Source organism: Rhizobium sp. AN73 (assembly GCF_030757975.1).
In the GTDB taxonomy this organism is placed as follows: Bacteria; Pseudomonadota; Alphaproteobacteria; order Rhizobiales; family Rhizobiaceae; genus Agrobacterium; species Agrobacterium arsenijevicii.
The window spans coordinates 650,500-668,310 of sequence record NZ_JARWME010000002.1 but is presented as its reverse complement, the minus strand read 5'-3'; the positions used below and the strand labels follow the sequence as shown (position 1 = coordinate 668,310).

The following is a 17,811-nucleotide window of genomic DNA, read 5'->3' as shown; positions in this document are numbered from 1 at the left end:
AGGCTCCCTTACTTCGCGGCCGACTTGACGGCGTCGCGGACGATGATCCAGGCGCCCTTGGAACCGGGAACTGCACCCTTGACAAGGATCAGGCCACGGTCTTCATCGGTCGAAACGACTTCGAGGTTCTGGGTCGTAACGCGCGTCTGGCCCATATGACCAGCCATGCGCTTGCCCTTCCACACGCGGCCCGGATCCTGGTTGTTACCAGTCGAACCGTGCGCACGGTGCGATACGGAGTTACCGTGCGAAGCGCGGCCACCACCGAAGTTGTGACGCTTCATAGCACCGGCAAAACCTTTACCGATCGTGGTACCTGTCACGTCGACCAGCTGGCCGGCCTGAAAATGAGTTGCGGTCAGTGTTGCACCGATATCGATCAGGTTCTCGGGGGAAACCCGGAACTCGACGAGCTTTGCTTTCGGTTCGACATTGGCAGCGGCAAAATGACCGCGGAGTGCCTTCGTCGTGTTTTTGACCTTGGACTGGCCGGCACCGAGCTGAACTGCGGTGTAGCCATTCTTGTCTTCCGTGCGCTGGGAAACGACTTGTACGTTATCCATCCGCAATACTGTTACGGGAATATGTTCACCAGCGTCGTTGTAGACGCGGGTCATACCCACTTTCTGTGCAATCACACCTGAACGCATTGGTTCATCCTCTTGCGAGCCTTGAAGGGAGAACCCTTTTTGGCCTTTGTTAAGGAGTGCCCTTCGACATCTCACGATGTTTCCGGTCTCCGGATTGGAAGCCGTTGGATTTCTCCACGTACCTTCCTTGTTATATGGCCCTCACTTGGATGAGGTCAGGCCAGTCTTAGAGCTTGATTTCCACGTCAACGCCGGCAGCGAGGTCGAGCTTCATCAAAGCATCAACAGTCTGCGGGGTGGGGTCAACGATATCGAGAAGACGCTTGTGCGTCCGCATTTCGAACTGTTCACGGCTCTTCTTGTCAACGTGAGGAGAGCGGTTGACGGTAAACTTTTCGATGCGGGTAGGCAGCGGAACCGGGCCGCGAACGCTGGCGCCGGTGCGCTTTGCGGTCGACACGATTTCACGGGTAGAGGCATCGAGGATCCGGTGATCGAACGCCTTGAGGCGGATACGGATATTCTGGCCGTTCATTCGTCTTGTCCTTGTTCTTTGTTATTCGTTTCCGCACGCGGAAACACATGAACTTCTATTGATCGTGGCGCCGCAGATTTTCAAAAATCGAGAGGGATGCGCGTCACACCCCAATCATTTCAGTAGTCTGTATTGCTAAAACACCGCGCTCCGCAATTGCTTGCGAATCCAGCGGGTGAGTGTGAGTGCGCGTTTACGCGCTTTCACCGAATTTTTCAAGCACTAAAAATGCAACGCCGCCAGGCTTTTTTACGAAAAGCCCGGCGGCGGTGTCTGTAACACCGCCGCCGGTCTGAATTTTAACGTCGCGAAATTACTCGACGATCGAGGCCACGATGCCGGCGCCGACGGTACGGCCGCCTTCGCGGATAGCGAAACGCAGCTTTTCTTCCATCGCGATCGGAACGATCAGCTCGACTTCAACCGTGACGTTGTCGCCAGGCATAACCATTTCCGTGCCTTCAGGAAGCGACACGATGCCGGTCACGTCAGTCGTACGGAAGTAGAACTGCGGACGGTAGTTCGTGAAGAACGGCGTATGACGGCCGCCTTCTTCCTTCGTCAGGATGTAGGCTTCTGCCATGAACTTCTTGTGCGGCTTGACCGAACCCGGCTTGCACAGGATCTGACCACGCTCAACGCCGTCACGGGTAACGCCGCGAACGAGTGCACCGATGTTGTCGCCAGCCTGGCCCTGATCGAGCAGCTTGCGGAACATTTCAACGCCGGTAACCGTCGTCTTCGAGGTCGGACGAATGCCGACGATTTCGACTTCTTCACCAACCTTGACGATACCGCGCTCAACGCGACCCGTCACAACCGTACCACGGCCGGAGATCGAGAACACGTCTTCGATCGGCATCAGGAACGGCTGGTCGATCGGACGCTCAGGCGTCGGGATGTAGGCGTCAACAGCGGCCATCAGCTCGCGGATTGCGTCTTCACCGATCTTCTTGTCAGAATCTTCAAGAGCGGCAAGTGCCGAACCCTTGACGATCGGAATGTCGTCGCCCGGGAAGTCGTAGGACGACAGAAGTTCGCGAACTTCCAGTTCGACGAGCTCGAGAAGCTCGGCGTCGTCAACCTGGTCGACCTTGTTGAGGAACACGACGATTGCCGGAACGCCAACCTGGCGAGCGAGCAGGATGTGCTCGCGGGTCTGCGGCATCGGGCCGTCAGCAGCGGAGCAAACCAGGATCGCGCCGTCCATCTGGGCAGCACCGGTGATCATGTTCTTCACGTAGTCGGCGTGGCCGGGGCAGTCGACGTGCGCGTAGTGACGGGCAGGCGTTTCGTATTCGACGTGAGCCGTCGAGATCGTGATGCCGCGAGCCTTTTCTTCGGGTGCAGCGTCGATCTGGTCATACGCCTTGAACTCGCCGAAATACTTCGTGATCGCAGCAGTCAACGACGTCTTGCCGTGGTCGACGTGACCGATCGTGCCAATGTTGACGTGCGGCTTATTGCGCTCAAATTTGCTCTTTGCCATTAGTGGCTCTCCATTCTTGTCCCTTGACGGGAATAATCTTCAAATCTCTGATGGGGCGTACCCCGATCACTTCTGACCGGAGTACTTTGCCTGGATTTCCTGCGCCACGTTAGACGGAACCGGCGAATAGTGATCGAACGTCATCGAGTACTGTGCGCGGCCCTGCGACATGGAGCGCAGGTTGTCGACGTACTTGAACATGTTCGCGAGCGGAACGTGTGCGCTGATCACGATGGTGATGCCACGCGATTCCTGACCCTGGATCTGACCGCGACGCGAGTTCAGATCGCCGATCACGTCACCGACGTAATCTTCAGGGGTCACGACTTCGACCTTCATCATCGGCTCGAGAAGCTGTGCACCAGCCTTCTTTGCTGCTTCACGGAAGCAGGCACGCGATGCGATTTCGAACGCCAGAACCGAGGAGTCAACGTCGTGGTATGCGCCGTCGATCAGCGTCGCCTTGACACCAAGCATCGGGAAGCCAGCGAGCGGACCGGAAGACAGAACGCTTTCGATACCCTTCTGAACGCCCGGGATGTATTCCTTCGGAACAGCACCACCGACGATCTTGGATTCGAACTTGAATTCTTCGCCTTCAGGGTTCGGTTCGAAGATGATCTTCACGCGAGCGAACTGACCGGTACCACCGGACTGCTTCTTGTGCGTGTAGTCTTCTTCGTGCTGACGCGTGATGGTTTCGCGGTAGGCAACCTGCGGAGCACCGACGGTAGCTTCAACCTTGAACTCGCGACGCATACGGTCAACGAGGATGTCGAGGTGAAGTTCACCCATGCCTGCGATGATCGTCTGACCAGACTCTTCATCCGTCTTGACGCGGAACGAAGGATCTTCAGCAGCCAGACGGTTGAGCGCGAGGCCCATCTTTTCCTGGTCGCCCTTGGTCTTCGGCTCGATCGCGATCTGGATGACCGGCTCGGGGAATTCCATGCGCTCGAGGATAACCGGCTTCAGCGGATCGCAGAGCGTATCGCCAGTGGTGGTTTCCTTGAGGCCAGCCAGAGCAACGATGTCGCCGGCAAAGGCTTCTTCGATGTCTTCACGGCTGTTGGAATGCATCTGCAGCATACGGCCGACGCGCTCGCGCTTGTCCTTGACCGTGTTGATGACCGACGTACCCTTTTCGAGCTTGCCGGAGTAGATGCGGGCGAAGGTCAGCGAACCAACGAAGGGGTCGTTCATGATCTTGAACGCGAGCATGGAAAGCGGCTCGCTGTCGTCGGCATGACGCTCGATCTCGGCTTCGGTCTTGAAGTCGATGCCCTTGATCGCCGGAATGTCCAGCGGCGAAGGCAGGTAGTCGACGACGGCGTCGAGAAGCGGCTGAACGCCCTTGTTCTTGAACGCGGTACCGCAGAACATCGGGTGGAACTTCACGTCGATGGTGCCGCGGCGAACGAGCGCACGGATCTTGTCGTTGTCGGGCATGATGCCGTTCAGGTAGTCTTCCATCGCCTGTTCGTCGACTTCAACAACCGTCTCGATCAGCTTTTCGCGATATTCGTCAGCCTTGGCCTTCATATCTTCCGGAATTTCAACGACGTCCCACTGAGCGCCGAGCGATTCGTCGCGCCAGATGAGAGCATTCATCTCGATCAGGTCGATAACGCCCTTGAACTCGGTCTCAGCGCCGATCGGCAGCTGCATGACAACGGCGATGGCGCCGAGACGGGTCTTGATCATTTCTACCGAGCGGTAGAAGTCAGCACCGGTCTTGTCCATCTTGTTGCAGAAGATCATACGCGGAACGTTGTACTTCTCAGCCTGGCGCCAGACGGTTTCCGTCTGCGGCTCTACACCGGCGTTGGCGTCGAGCAGAGCGATGGCACCATCGAGAACGCGCAGCGAACGCTCGACTTCAATGGTGAAGTCGACGTGGCCGGGGGTGTCGATGATGTTGAAACGGCGCATCTTGCCGTCGCGACCCTTCCAGAAGGTCGTGGTTGCAGCGGAGGTGATAGTGATACCACGCTCCTGCTCCTGCTCCATCCAGTCCATCGTGGCAGCGCCATCATGGACTTCACCGATCTTGTGCGACTTACCGGTGTAATAAAGAATACGCTCGGTGGTCGTGGTCTTGCCGGCGTCGATGTGCGCCATGATACCGAAATTGCGGTAGTCTTCGATTTTATATTCGCGAGCCATAATGGACTGCCTTTCGATATGCGACCGTTTAAGATTACCAGCGGTAATGCGAGAATGCGCGGTTTGCGTCGGCCATCTTGTGCGTGTCTTCACGCTTCTTGACAGCAGAACCGCGGTTGTTCGCAGCGTCCATGAGTTCGCCGGAAAGGCGATCGACCATGGTCGTTTCGTTGCGCTTGCGAGCAGCAGTGATCAGCCAGCGGATGGCGAGAGCCTGGCGGCGCTCCGGACGAACGTCGACCGGGACCTGATACGTGGCACCGCCAACGCGACGCGAACGTACTTCAACGTGCGGAGCAACGTTGTCGAGGGCGGAGTGGAACACGCCGAGCGGCTCCTGCTTCGTCTTGCCCTGAACGACGTCGAACGCGCCGTAAACGATGCTTTCCGCAACAGACTTCTTGCCGTGAAGCATGATGGCATTCATGAACTTGGTGACGACCAGATCGCCGAACTTCGGGTCCGGGTTGATCTCACGCTTTTCTGCACTATGGCGACGGGACATATTCTTTGTCTCTCAATGTTATTGACGCTAAACCACGCGGAGAACCTCGCGCAGCGCCTGATTGTTGTTGCCGAAAATTACTTCGGACGCTTCGCACCGTACTTCGAACGGCGCTGCTTGCGGTTCTTGACGCCCTGGGTATCGAGAACACCGCGGATGATGTGGTAACGCACGCCCGGCAAGTCCTTTACGCGGCCGCCGCGGATCATGACCACGGAGTGTTCCTGAAGGTTGTGACCTTCGCCCGGAATGTAGCCGATGACTTCGAAGCCGTTGGTGAGGCGGATCTTGGCAACCTTACGCAGAGCCGAGTTCGGCTTCTTCGGGGTCGTCGTGTAAACGCGGGTGCAAACGCCACGCTTCTGCGGGTTTTCCTGAAGTGCAGGAACCTTGTTGCGCTTTACCTGTGCCTGGCGAGGCTTGCGGATCAGCTGGTTTACGGTAGGCATATAACCATCCCTTGCAAAAACTACTTTAGCCACCCTCACGGGTGGCGGCTATGCCGTTTCCGGCGACGAAGCACGCATATATCCTCATGCGCAAAACGTGGCCCGATCCGTTTTCACGGATGGACCACCAAGAGCAGAGGACGCCGGATGAGGCGTCTTGCGTGCAACATTCGTGTCTTCTACGTGCAATGAAGCTTCAATTGAGATGATGTTCGGGAAAAACGTTTCCGAACGGCCAGCACAGATAGAGGCTCCGATGGCGGGCGTACTACTGTTTTAGCCAGCTTTCGTCAAGGGCGAATTCACATTTTGCGCTGGCACCCGCGGCCACAAAGCCTGCGCACGGGCCATTTCCCCCTCCTTCTAACATAAGTCATCGCCGACAGCAGCAATTTTGACCTCCGACCTTTGGCTTTTCACAAAATCCGTCTATTGATTCCCTCAAGCGGGCCGGAGCTGGCCCCGCCGCGCGCAAGACCGATTCCGGCCGGCCCGCATACTCCACAACGACATATCAAGGAACCGCGTCATGACCACCCTCCCCGACAACGACAACGGACGCGACGAGCCGATGGTCTTCATCGTCATCGGCAAGGCTTACGAGCACGACAATTCCGAAGGCATCGACATCCACGTCATCCTGCGGGCGCCGGATGACGACACCGCCGTGCGCGAAACGCTGAACGCGCTTTCCGAGGAAGGCTTCATCGAAGCCGACCTCGACCAGATCGGCATGCTGACCGAAGTTCCGGATGAAGAACCGCATGCTTCCGCCTATCAGGGCGCGCTCGAAGGCGAAGTCGCCATCATCCGTTTCGCCTGAGGCATGGCCCTCCAAGGCGGCGAAGCGCATCGTCGCCGACATAATGACACCCGACCTCGCAAGGGCGGGTGTCTTCCCTGGCTCGATCCCACTACAGAAACCCGCTGTATCGGTCGCCCGTTCGCGCCTGACCCCTTTGGCGAAACTTTCAATATATTAAGTCACTCATAGAATATATACTTTGGATACAATAGTATTATTTGCATTTCCATTGAATAACTCAAAGATATAATATTATAGTAGTCCAGACGCATGATTCCGGTGGCGGGTTGGATAATATATCTTCGGCAGACATTATCGATGACATCTACGAGGCAGCGCTTTTCCCTGACCGTTGGGCGAAGGTCATAGCCGCAATCGGCCACCGGCTCGATTTCTGGGGCGGTGCCCTTACCTGGGGCAAGGGCGCGGATGAAGCCTGGCTCTATACGGCCAATTTCCAGGAGTTGATGCAAGCCTTCATGAAGGGTGGCTGGAACCACCGCAATGACCGCCTCACCCGCGCTGTCCGCGAGGGGCAGTTTTCCTTCGTGCACGATTTCGATGTTTTCACCCATAACGAATGGGCCGGGCTGCCGATCGTGCGTGATTTCCTCATGCCGCGCGGACTGGGATATGGGGTGGCGACGCAGGTCGCGCCACCGGACCACCCTGAGATGACGGTGTTGTTCGAACGCAAGCTCGACAGCGGCATCATCGGACCGGAGACGATGGCGGCGCTCGCCTGGCTGAGGCCGCATATCGCCCGTAGCCTCACCCTCGCGACAGGGCTGCAACGCCAGAAGGCCAATGCCATGACACTTGGCCTCAACGCCATCGGCGCGCCGGCGGCAGTGCTCCAGGCGAGCGGACGTGTTCTTTCCACCAACACTCTGTTTGAGACGACCAGAAAGTGTATTTCCACCAGCGCCCGCGACAGGATCTTGATCTTTGACGAGAGACTAAACCGGCTGCTCTACAAGGCGCTCGCCGGGGGCGGCGTCAGTTCCTTCCCCCTGCCGCCCTGCGAAGACAGGGCCTGCATCCTTCATGTCATACCGCTGCGCAAGGACGCACTGGATTTATCCCCGAACGGCAGCGCCATCGTACTGATATCGCAACCGTCGGACACTGTTGCCGACGCCACGTCGCTCCTGAAGGGGCTGTACGATCTCACCAAGGGTGAGGCCCGCGTCGCTCAGGAAATCCTGAAAGGCCTTTCGCTTCCCTCCGTGGCGAAGCAACTCCAGATCTCCCATGAAACGGTTCGCAGCAACGCCAAGTCTATCTATGCAAAGACCGGCAGCACCGGCCAGACCGATCTCGTTCGCCGGCTTTCCGTTTTGACGCGCTACACCATCGGCGAACAGGGCTGAGCCCCGCAAAGCGGCAGGTAATCTGAAAGACCCGCCCCCCTTGAACCATCCCGAAACAAAAAACGCCCGGATTGCTCCGGGCGTTTTACTGAACTTTGGCGGGGCTTCGTAAAGCCCCTGCCCTTTAGCTGACCTTATTCGGCCGGAGCCGGATCCGTCATGTCCTGCAGCATCTGTGTTGCAGAGCCAGCACCCGTACCCTTGCGGCGTTCCTCGAGGATGAGGTCGTCGCGCGAGGTGGCGATGCGGCGGATCTGCGTCATGGTGCCGCCGGTACCGGCCGGGATGAGGCGGCCGACGATGACGTTTTCCTTGAGGCCCTGCAGCGTGTCCGTCTTGCCGGCGATCGCAGCTTCCGTGAGAACCTTGGTGGTTTCCTGGAACGATGCGGCCGAGATGAAGGACGGCGTCTGCAGCGACGCCTTGGTGATGCCGAGAAGAACCGGATCACCGTAAGCGGGCTTCTTGCCTTCTTCGATCAGGCGGTCGTTGTTGTCGTCAAGCTCGATACGATCGACATTGTCGCCAACGATGTAGTGGCTGTCGCCCGCATCGGTGATCTCAACCTTCTGCAGCATCTGGCGAACGATCACTTCGATGTGCTTGTCGTTGATCACAACGCCCTGCAGTCGGTAGACTTCCTGGATTTCGTTCACGAGGTAGGAAGCCAAAGCCTCCACGCCCTTGATCGCCAGAATGTCGTGCGGTGCCGGGTTGCCGTCGAGAATGTATTCGCCCTTCTCGATGTAGTCGCCTTCCTGAAGATGGAAGGGCTTGCCCTTCGGGATCAGGTATTCGACCGGCTCGACGCCGTCTTCCGCAGGCTCGATCATCACGCGACGCTTGTTCTTGTAGTCGCGACCGAGGCGGATCGTACCATCGATCTCGGCGATGACGGCGTGATCCTTCGGACGACGTGCTTCGAACAGTTCGGCAACGCGCGGCAGACCACCGGTGATGTCCTTGGTCTTGGCGCTTTCCAGCGGCGAACGCGCAAGCACGTCACCCTGGAAGACCTTCGAACCAGGCTCGACCGACAGGATCGCATCCACGGAAAGGTGGAAGCGAGCTTCGCCACCGCGGCTAAGCTTGGCAACAGCGCCCGAAGCATCCTTGATGATGATCGCAGGCTTGAGGTCCGAACCACGCGGCGTCGAACGCCAGTCGATAACCTGGCGCTTGGTGATGCCGGTGGATTCGTCGGTGGCTTCCAGAACGGAGAGACCGTCGACGAGATCCTCGAAGTGAACGGTACCTTCCACTTCCGTCATCATCGGACGGGTGTAGGGGTCCCACTCTGCAAGACGCTGGCCGCGTTTTACCTTGTCGCCGTCGTCAACGAAGATCTTCGAACCGTAAGCGACACGCTGCGAGGAACGTTCCACGCCGCGCTCATCAAGGATCGTAACCGACATGTTACGGCCCATGGCGATGAGAACGCCATCGGAGTTCCGCAGGATGTTGCGGTTCTTGATCTGGATCGTGCCTTCATACGAAGCTTCCAGGAACGACTGGTCGACCACGTTTGCCGTACCGCCAAGGTGGAAGGTACGCATGGTGAGCTGCGTGCCCGGTTCACCGATCGACTGTGCGGCGATGACGCCAACGGCTTCGCCCATGTTGACCGGAGTACCGCGAGCAAGGTCACGACCGTAGCAGACGCCGCAAACGCCGACCTGCACTTCGCAGGTCAGTGCCGAGCGGATACGGACGGACTGGATGCCAGCCTTCTCGATGATGGCAACGTCGGCTTCGTCGATCAACGTTCTGGCCTTGACGATGTTCTCGCCAGTGACCGGGTTGTCGATATCGTCCAGAGCCGTACGGCCGAGGATACGTGCGCCGAGCGAGGCAACGACCTGACCGGCATCGACTATGGCGGTCATGGTGAGGCCCTTGTCGGTGCCGCAATCCACGGAGTTGACGATGCAATCCTGTGCCACGTCGACGAGACGGCGGGTAAGGTAACCCGAGTTCGCCGTCTTCAAGGCGGTGTCTGCGAGACCCTTACGGGCACCGTGGGTCGAGTTGAAGTACTCGTTAACGGTCAGGCCTTCCTTGAAGTTCGAGATGATCGGCGTCTCGATGATTTCGCCCGAAGGCTTGGCCATCAGGCCGCGCATGCCGCCCAGCTGACGCATCTGGTTCGGAGAACCACGGGCGCCGGAGTGGCTCATCATGTAGATGGAGTTCATCGGCTTCTGGCGGCCCGTTTCCGGGTCGAATTCCACAGCCTTGATGCGCGCCATCATTTCTTCGGCGACCTTCTCGGTTGCCTTGCCCCATGCGTCGACAACCTTGTTGTACTTTTCGCCCTGGGTGATGAGACCGTCGTTATACTGCTGTTCGTATTCCTTCACCAAGGCTTCGGTGTCACCGACGATCTTAACCTTGCTGTCCGGAATGACCATGTCGTCCTTGCCGAACGAAATGCCGGCGCGGCAAGCGTGAGCAAAGCCGAGCTGCATGATGCGGTCGCAGAAGATGACCGTGTCTTTCTGGCCACAATGACGGTAGACCGTGTCGATCATCTTGGAGATGTTCTTCTTGGTCATTTCCTGGTTGCAGACGTCGAAAGGCACGTTGACGTTCTTCGGCAGAAGTTCGCCAATCAGCATACGGCCAGGGGTCGTTTCATGGATCTTCGAAACCGGCTTGCCATCGGCATCCACGGTCTTGAAGCGACCACGGATCTTGGCATGCAGCGTCACGACCTTGTTTTCAAGCGCGTGATGCAATTCACCGATGTCCGAGAAGGCCATGCCTTCGCCCGGCTCATTCTGGTTCATGATCGACAGGTAATACAGGCCGAGAACCATGTCCTGCGAAGGAACGATGATCGGATGGCCGTTTGCCGGATGCAGGATGTTGTTGGTCGACATCATCAGCACGCGGGCTTCAAGCTGGGCTTCGAGCGACAGCGGCACGTGAACGGCCATCTGGTCACCGTCGAAGTCGGCGTTGAAGGCCGTGCAGACGAGCGGATGCAGCTGAATTGCCTTGCCTTCGACCAGCATGGGTTCGAAAGCCTGGATACCCAGACGGTGCAGCGTCGGTGCGCGGTTCAGGAGAACCGGATGTTCGCGGATGACCTCGTCGAGGATATCCCAAACTTCCGGCTTTTCCTTTTCAACCAGCTTCTTGGCCTGCTTGACGGTCGAGGAGTAACCCTTGGCGTCGAGGCGGGCGTAGATGAACGGCTTGAACAGCTCGAGCGCCATCTTCTTCGGCAGGCCGCACTGGTGCAGCTTCAGTTCCGGACCGGTCACGATGACCGAACGTCCGGAATAGTCGACGCGCTTGCCGAGAAGGTTCTGGCGGAAGCGGCCCTGCTTGCCCTTCAGCATGTCGGACAGCGACTTCAGCGGGCGCTTGTTGGCACCCGTGATGACGCGACCGCGACGGCCGTTGTCGAACAGCGCATCGACGGATTCCTGCAACATACGCTTTTCGTTGCGGATGATGATACCAGGCGCGCGAAGCTCGATCAGGCGCTTCAGACGGTTGTTACGGTTGATGACGCGGCGATAGAGATCGTTAAGGTCGGACGTCGCGAAACGACCGCCATCCAGCGGAACCAGCGGACGCAGGTCCGGCGGGATAACCGGAACGACCTTCATGATCATCCATTCCGGGCGGTTGCCGGATTCCATGAAGTTCTCAACGATCTTGAGACGCTTCATGTACTTCTTCTGCTTGAGATCCGACGTCGTCTCGGCAAGCTCGGCGCGCAGGTCGCCGGCGATCTTTTCGAGGTTCATCGAAGCCAGCATCTCGTAGATGGCTTCAGCGCCGATCATGGCGGTGAACTGGTCTTCGCCGAATTCGTCAACGGCGATCATGTACTCTTCCTCGGACAGAAGCTGGTTCTGCTTCATCGAGGTGAGGCCCGGTTCGGTGACGATGTAGTTTTCGAAATAGAGAACGCGTTCGACATCCTTCAGCGTCATGTCGAGCAAGGTCGAGATACGCGAGGGAAGCGACTTCAGGAACCAGATATGGGCAACGGGAGCTGCGAGCTCGATATGGCCCATGCGCTCACGGCGAACGCGCGACAGCGTCACTTCAACGCCGCACTTTTCGCAGATGATGCCCTTGTACTTCATGCGCTTGTACTTGCCGCACAGGCACTCGTAGTCCTTGATCGGTCCGAAAATACGCGCGCAGAAAAGACCATCGCGTTCCGGCTTGAACGTACGATAGTTGATGGTTTCCGGCTTCTTGATCTCGCCGTAGGACCACGACAGGATTTTTTCCGGCGAAGCAATCGAAATCCGGATGGAATCGAAATGCTGCGCAGGCACCTGAGGATTGAAAAGATTCATGACCTCTTGGTTCATGCCTTGTCTCCTTGAGAGGCTAGCTGCTGCCCCTGTTTGCATCCGGACCGGCTTCTTCCCGGGTCACCGTCCAGAGCTTTAAATACGGATTAACCGCACAATGCGGCGAAAGTGTCCCTCGGCAACCGCAGGTCGCCGGGGAACCGGCAGGCGCCTAAAAGGCGCCCACCTCTCTCAATTTTATTCCGCTGCGTCGGGCAGCTGATCCTCGGACTGGTTCTCGACCTTCGAGTTCTCCAGTTCGACCGAAAGACCGAGCGACCGCATTTCCTTGACGAGAACGTTGAAGCTCTCGGGGATACCGGCCTCGAAGGTGTCGTCGCCACGGACGATCGCTTCGTAGACCTTGGTGCGGCCCGCCACGTCGTCCGACTTGACGGTAAGCATTTCCTGCAGCGTGTAAGCCGCGCCGTATGCTTCCAGTGCCCAGACTTCCATTTCCCCGAAGCGCTGTCCGCCGAACTGCGCCTTGCCGCCCAGCGGCTGCTGGGTAACGAGCGAGTAAGGACCGATCGAGCGAGCGTGGATCTTGTCGTCAACAAGGTGGTTCAGCTTGATCATGTACATGTAGCCGACGGTGACCTGGCGGTCGAACTGCTCACCGGTACGACCGTCATAAAGAACGGACTGACCGGATTCCTGCAGACCTGCCCTCTTCAGCATCGCGGCAACGTCTGGCTCATGCGCACCGTCGAAGACCGGGGTCGCGATGGAAACACCGCGCTTGGCTTCTTCGGCAAGCTTGACCAGCGACGCATCGTCAAAGCGCTGTACCTCATCATGCGATTCACTCGCATAGATTTCGGTAAGCTCCGTGCGAAGCTCGCTGATGTCCAGCGTCTTGTGATACTCTTCGAGCATCTCGCCGATCTTCTTGCCCATACCAGCGCATGCCCATGCGAGGTGGGTTTCGAGGATCTGGCCGACGTTCATGCGCGAAGGCACGCCAAGCGGGTTCAAGCAGATGTCGACATGCGTGCCGTCTTCGAGGAACGGCATGTCTTCGACCGGAACGATACGCGAGACGACGCCCTTGTTACCGTGACGGCCGGCCATCTTGTCGCCCGGCTGGATCTTGCGCTTCACAGCAACAAAGACCTTGACCATCTTCATGACGCCCGGAGGCATTTCATCGCCGCGCTGGACCTTTTCGACCTTGTCCATGAAGCGCTGTTCAAGGCGCGACTTGGATTCGTCGTACTGGCCGCGAAGCGCTTCCAGTTCGGACTGAGCCTTTTCGTCCTCGACCGCGAACATCCACCACTGCGAGCGGGGATATTCGGAGACGACGGCGTTGGAAAGCTCGACGCCCTTCTTGAAGCCCTTCGGACCGGCGATGGAAACATGACCACGCAACATGTCGATCAGGCGGCCGTAGACGTTACGGTCAAGAATTGCCTGTTCGTCGTCGCGGTCCTTCGCCAGACGTTCGATCTCTTCGCGCTCGATTGCCATCGCGCGCTCGTCCTTCTCCACACCGTGACGGTTGAAGACGCGGACTTCCACAACGGTACCAAACGTGCCCGGAGGCATACGCATGGAGGTGTCGCGAACGTCGGAAGCCTTTTCACCGAAGATGGCGCGCAGAAGCTTTTCTTCCGGCGTCATCGGGCTTTCGCCCTTCGGCGTGATCTTGCCGACGAGGATGTCGCCCGGCTGAACTTCCGCACCGATGTAAACGATACCGGCTTCGTCGAGGTTCTTCAGCGCTTCTTCCGAAACGTTCGGAATGTCGCGCGTGATTTCTTCCGGACCAAGCTTCGTATCACGCGCCATCACTTCGAATTCTTCGATGTGGATGGAGGTGAACACGTCGTCGGAAACGATACGTTCCGACATCAGGATCGAGTCTTCGTAGTTGTAGCCGTTCCAGGGCATGAACGCGACGAGCGCGTTGCGGCCAAGTGCCAGATCGCCGAGGTCGGTCGACGGGCCGTCCGCGATGATGTCGCTCTTGGAGATGACATCGCCGACGGAGACCAGCGGACGCTGGTTGACGCAGGTGTTCTGGTTCGAACGCTGGAACTTCTGCAGACGGTAGATATCGACGCCCGACTTGCCGGCATCGAGTTCTTCCGTAGCACGGATAACGATACGGGTCGCATCCACCTGGTCGACAACACCGCCGCGGCGAGCCGCGATGGCAGCGCCGGAGTCACGGGCAACGATCGGTTCCATGCCTGTGCCGACGAACGGCGCTTCCGCCCGCAGAAGCGGAACGGCCTGACGCTGCATGTTCGAGCCCATGAGAGCGCGGTTGGCGTCGTCGTTTTCCAGGAACGGAATGAGAGCCGCCGCAACCGAAACGAGCTGCTTCGGCGAAACGTCCATCAGGTTGATGTTGTCGCGCGGTGCGAGCATAACTTCGCCCGAGTGACGGCAAACGACGAACTCTTCAGTGAAGGCGCCTTCGCCATCGAGTTCAGCATTGGCCTGTGCGACGTAGTACTTGGCCTCTTCCATGGCGGAGAGGTAGATAACGTCGGTCGTCACCTTGCCGTCGATGATCTTGCGGTACGGGCTTTCGATGAAGCCGTACTTGTTGACGCGGGCAAAGGTGGCAAGCGAGTTGATCAGACCGATGTTCGGGCCTTCCGGCGTTTCGATCGGGCAAATACGGCCGTAGTGGGTCGGGTGAACGTCGCGGACTTCGAAGCCGGCGCGCTCACGGGTCAGACCACCCGGTCCAAGAGCCGAAAGACGGCGCTTGTGGGTGATTTCCGAAAGCGGGTTCACCTGGTCCATGAACTGCGACAGCTGCGAGGAACCGAAGAATTCGCGAACAGCAGCAGCTGCCGGCTTCGCGTTGATCAGGTCCTGCGGCATCACGGTGTCGATTTCGATCGAGGACATACGTTCCTTGATCGCACGTTCCATGCGCAGAAGGCCGAGGCGGTACTGGTTTTCCATCAGCTCGCCGACCGAACGTACACGGCGGTTGCCGAGGTTGTCGATGTCGTCGATTTCGCCCTTGCCGTCGCGCAGTTCGACCAGCATCTTGACGACAGCGAGGATGTCTTCCTTGCGCAGCGTGCGCACGGTGTCTTCCGCGTCGAGGTCGAGACGCATGTTCATCTTCACGCGGCCAACAGCCGAAAGATCGTAACGTTCGGCATCGAAGAACAGCGAGTTGAACATCGCTTCAGCCGAATCCATGGTCGGCGGCTCACCCGGACGCATGACGCGGTAGATGTCGAACAGTGCTTCCTGGCGGTTCTGGTTCTTGTCCGCATGCAGCGTGTTGCGGATATAGGCGCCAACATTGACGTGGTCGATGTTGAGGACCGGAATCTCGTCAAAGCCGGACTGCAGAATGAGGCCGAGCGTCTTCTCGTCGATTTCGTCGCCGGCTTCGAGATAGATCTCACCCGTCGAGTAGTTGACGATGTCTTCGGCAAGGAAGTTGCCGTAGAGGTCTTCGTCAGTCGCCTTCAGTGCCTTCAGGCCCTTGTCGACGAGCTGGCGGATAAGACGCGGGGTCAGCTTCTTGCCACCTTCGACAACGACTTCGCCGGTATCGGCGTCGATCATGTCGGTGATGACCTTGGCATTCTTCAGCGTTTCAGGCTGGAACGGAATGCGCCAGCCATCGCCGGAGCGCTCGTAGGAAGCCTTTGTGTAGAAGGTCGACAGGATTTCTTCGCCATCCATGCCAAGCGCCATCAGGAGCGAGGTCACGGGCAGCTTGCGGCGGCGGTCGATACGCGCGTAGACGATGTCCTTGGCGTCGAACTCGATGTCGAGCCAGGAACCGCGATACGGAATCACGCGGGCAGCGAACAGAAGCTTGCCGGAAGAATGGCTCTTGCCCTTGTCGTGGTCGAAGAATACGCCCGGCGAACGGTGCATCTGCGAAACGATGACGCGCTCTGTACCGTTGACGATGAACGTGCCGTTATTGGTCATGAGCGGCATGTCGCCCATGTAGACGGACTGTTCCTTGATGTCCTTAATGGACTTCGCGCCTGTATCCTCGTCGATATCGAATACGATGAGGCGCAGCGTCACTTTCAGCGGCGCTGCGTAGGTCAGATCGCGCTGACGGCATTCCTCGACGTCGAACTTCGGCGCTTCGAATTCGTAGGATACGAATTCGAGCATGGACGCGCCGGAAAAATCGGTGATCGGGAATACGGATTTGAATACGGCATTCAATCCCTCGTCGGGACGGCCACCCTTGGGCTCGTCAACCATGAGAAACTGGTCATACGAAGCCTTCTGAACCTCAATGAGGTTCGGCATTTCCGCTACTTCTGGAATTTTGCCGAAAAACTTGCGTACGCGCCTGCGACCGTTAAACGAAATGGTCTGAGCCATCGTCGCTCCTTTAAAATTGCATCCGGGCCTGCAACGGACGGGAACCGATGGCCAGTCGATCCCGTCAAGCAATGGGTATCATCAATCTCGTTCCACATCCCGGATCGATCAGGCCGGATTGCCTAGATGAGCCGGTTCGGAACCATTCTCTTGAAGAACCCATTACCCAAAAGCCATTTTCACGCGGCTTTTGGGTAATAAGTTGGATAACGAGGACAGACGGGGAAGGCTGAGACAGCCTCCCCCGCAAGCAATCGCAAGATTACTTAACGTCGACCTTGGCGCCTGCGTCTTCAAGCTTCTTCTTGAGATCAGCAGCTTCAGCCTTGGAAACAGCTTCCTTGACAGCCTTCGGTGCGCCTTCAACGAGGTCCTTAGCTTCCTTCAGGCCGAGACCCGTGATAGCGCGGACTTCCTTGATGACGTTGATCTTGTTGGCGCCAGCGTCAACCAGGACAACGTCAAATTCAGTCTTTTCTTCTTCAACAACAGCAGCAGCACCGCCAGCAGCAGCAGCAACAGCTACCGGAGCAGCAGCGGAAACGCCCCACTTTTCTTCAAGAAGCTTGGACAGTTCTGCAGCTTCCAGAACGGTCAATGCGGAGAGGTCGTCTACGATCTTTGCGAGATCAGTCATGTTTCAGTTCCTTTAATTCGGTTCGAACCGGTTAGAATATTTACAGCGAAAAACCGCCTTAAGCGGCTTCGTCCTTCTTGGCGTAAGCCGAAAACACGCGTGCAAGCTGGCTTGCAGGTGCTGCGACAACCGTAGCGACGCGAGTTGCCGGGGCATTGAGAAGGCCCAGCAGCTTTGCGCGAAGCTCGTCCAGCGAAGGCAGGGTCGCAAGCGACTTGACTGCTTCGGCGTTGAGCGTGGTTGCGCCCATGGAACCGCCGAGAACAACGACTTTATCGTTGGTCTTCGCGAAATCCATGACGACTTTCGGAGCGATCATAGGGTCGACGCTGTATGCAATCAGCGTCTGGCCCTTGAAGAGATTTGTCATCCCTTCCGACTCCGTGCCCTGAAGAGCGATCTTGGCCAGGCGGTTCTTCGCGACCTTGACGGTGCCTCCGGCAGCGCGCATTTTCGAACGGAAGTCGTTCATTTGCGCAACGGTGACACCAGCATAGTGGGCCACGACAACCGAACCGGAAGCCTTGAAGACTTCGTTCAGCTCCGTGACGAATTCGCGTTTTTCCGCTCTTTCCACTGTCTGTCTCCAGTAGACGGGGCCACAT

The 17,811-nt window shown here is 57.9% G+C and carries 12 protein-coding genes; 2 read left to right on the top strand and 10 right to left on the bottom strand.

The window, feature by feature from the left end; all coding sequences use genetic code 11:
• Positions 1–8: 8 nt before the first annotated feature.
• The 6 genes from rplC to rpsL form a co-directional block, all read right to left on the bottom strand.
• Positions 9–650, bottom strand: a complete 642-nt coding sequence (gene rplC, locus RBH10_RS13175) for a 50S ribosomal protein L3 (protein ID WP_003516149.1) — start codon at positions 648–650, stop codon at positions 9–11.
• 166 nt (positions 651–816) lie between these two features.
• The gene (rpsJ, locus tag RBH10_RS13170) at positions 817–1,125 is read right to left on the bottom strand and encodes a 30S ribosomal protein S10 (protein ID WP_003507767.1); all 309 of its coding nucleotides are present in this window, start codon (positions 1,123–1,125) and stop codon (positions 817–819) included.
• A 313-nt stretch (positions 1,126–1,438) separates the two neighbouring features.
• Positions 1,439–2,614, bottom strand: a complete 1,176-nt coding sequence (tuf, locus tag RBH10_RS13165; RefSeq protein ID WP_174373528.1) for an elongation factor Tu — start codon at positions 2,612–2,614, stop codon at positions 1,439–1,441.
• Positions 2,615–2,680: 66 nt separating this feature from the next.
• Positions 2,681–4,780 (bottom strand): elongation factor G, encoded by a 2,100-nt coding sequence (gene fusA, locus RBH10_RS13160; RefSeq protein ID WP_045017067.1) that lies wholly within the window; start codon positions 4,778–4,780, stop codon positions 2,681–2,683.
• Between the two features lie 34 nt (positions 4,781–4,814).
• On the bottom strand, positions 4,815–5,285 hold the full coding sequence (gene rpsG / locus RBH10_RS13155) for a 30S ribosomal protein S7 (protein ID WP_003507761.1): 471 nt from the start codon (positions 5,283–5,285) through the stop codon (positions 4,815–4,817).
• A gap of 77 nt (positions 5,286–5,362) precedes the next feature.
• Positions 5,363–5,734, bottom strand: a complete 372-nt coding sequence (gene rpsL, locus RBH10_RS13150; RefSeq protein WP_003507760.1) for a 30S ribosomal protein S12 — start codon at positions 5,732–5,734, stop codon at positions 5,363–5,365.
• A gap of 529 nt (positions 5,735–6,263) precedes the next feature.
• Here rpsL and RBH10_RS13145 point away from each other — a divergent pair.
• Positions 6,264–6,557, top strand: coding sequence for a hypothetical protein (locus tag RBH10_RS13145; RefSeq protein WP_045017066.1), 294 nt, complete (start codon positions 6,264–6,266; stop codon positions 6,555–6,557).
• A gap of 269 nt (positions 6,558–6,826) precedes the next feature.
• Positions 6,827–7,912 carry a helix-turn-helix transcriptional regulator gene (locus RBH10_RS13140; RefSeq protein ID WP_281036899.1) on the top strand — a complete coding sequence of 362 codons (1,086 nt, stop codon included), beginning with the start codon at positions 6,827–6,829 and terminating at the stop codon, positions 7,910–7,912.
• 134 nt (positions 7,913–8,046) lie between these two features.
• On the opposite strand, the gene rpoC is transcribed toward RBH10_RS13140, so the two are convergent.
• The 4 genes from rpoC to rplJ form a co-directional block, all read right to left on the bottom strand.
• A complete protein-coding gene (gene rpoC, locus RBH10_RS13135; RefSeq protein ID WP_045017064.1) occupies positions 8,047–12,252 on the bottom strand; it encodes a DNA-directed RNA polymerase subunit beta' in 4,206 nt (1,401 codons plus the stop codon).
• 180 nt (positions 12,253–12,432) lie between these two features.
• Positions 12,433–16,569 carry a DNA-directed RNA polymerase subunit beta gene (gene rpoB, locus RBH10_RS13130; RefSeq protein ID WP_045017063.1) on the bottom strand — a complete coding sequence of 1,379 codons (4,137 nt, stop codon included), beginning with the start codon at positions 16,567–16,569 and terminating at the stop codon, positions 12,433–12,435.
• Between the two features lie 262 nt (positions 16,570–16,831).
• Complete coding sequence (rplL, locus tag RBH10_RS13125) at positions 16,832–17,206, bottom strand: 50S ribosomal protein L7/L12 (protein ID WP_045017062.1); 375 nt, start codon at positions 17,204–17,206, stop codon at positions 16,832–16,834.
• A gap of 58 nt (positions 17,207–17,264) precedes the next feature.
• Positions 17,265–17,783, bottom strand: a complete 519-nt coding sequence (gene rplJ / locus RBH10_RS13120; protein WP_003507705.1) for a 50S ribosomal protein L10 — start codon at positions 17,781–17,783, stop codon at positions 17,265–17,267.
• Positions 17,784–17,811 lie beyond the last annotated feature (28 nt).

Coding starts and splice junctions, on each gene's coding strand:
- rplC (WP_003516149.1), bottom strand. CDS start 650: ATGCGTTCAGGTGTGATTGCACAGAAAGTGGGTATGACCCGCGTCTAC.
- rpsJ (WP_003507767.1), bottom strand. CDS start 1,125: ATGAACGGCCAGAATATCCGTATCCGCCTCAAGGCGTTCGATCACCGG.
- tuf (WP_174373528.1), bottom strand. CDS start 2,614: ATGGCAAAGAGCAAATTTGAGCGCAATAAGCCGCACGTCAACATTGGC.
- fusA (WP_045017067.1), bottom strand. CDS start 4,780: ATGGCTCGCGAATATAAAATCGAAGACTACCGCAATTTCGGTATCATG.
- rpsG (WP_003507761.1), bottom strand. CDS start 5,285: ATGTCCCGTCGCCATAGTGCAGAAAAGCGTGAGATCAACCCGGACCCG.
- rpsL (WP_003507760.1), bottom strand. CDS start 5,734: ATGCCTACCGTAAACCAGCTGATCCGCAAGCCTCGCCAGGCACAGGTA.
- RBH10_RS13145 (WP_045017066.1), top strand. CDS start 6,264: ATGACCACCCTCCCCGACAACGACAACGGACGCGACGAGCCGATGGTC.
- rpoC (WP_045017064.1), bottom strand. CDS start 12,252: ATGAACCAAGAGGTCATGAATCTTTTCAATCCTCAGGTGCCTGCGCAG.
- rpoB (WP_045017063.1), bottom strand. CDS start 16,569: ATGGCTCAGACCATTTCGTTTAACGGTCGCAGGCGCGTACGCAAGTTT.
- rplL (WP_045017062.1), bottom strand. CDS start 17,206: ATGACTGATCTCGCAAAGATCGTAGACGACCTCTCCGCATTGACCGTT.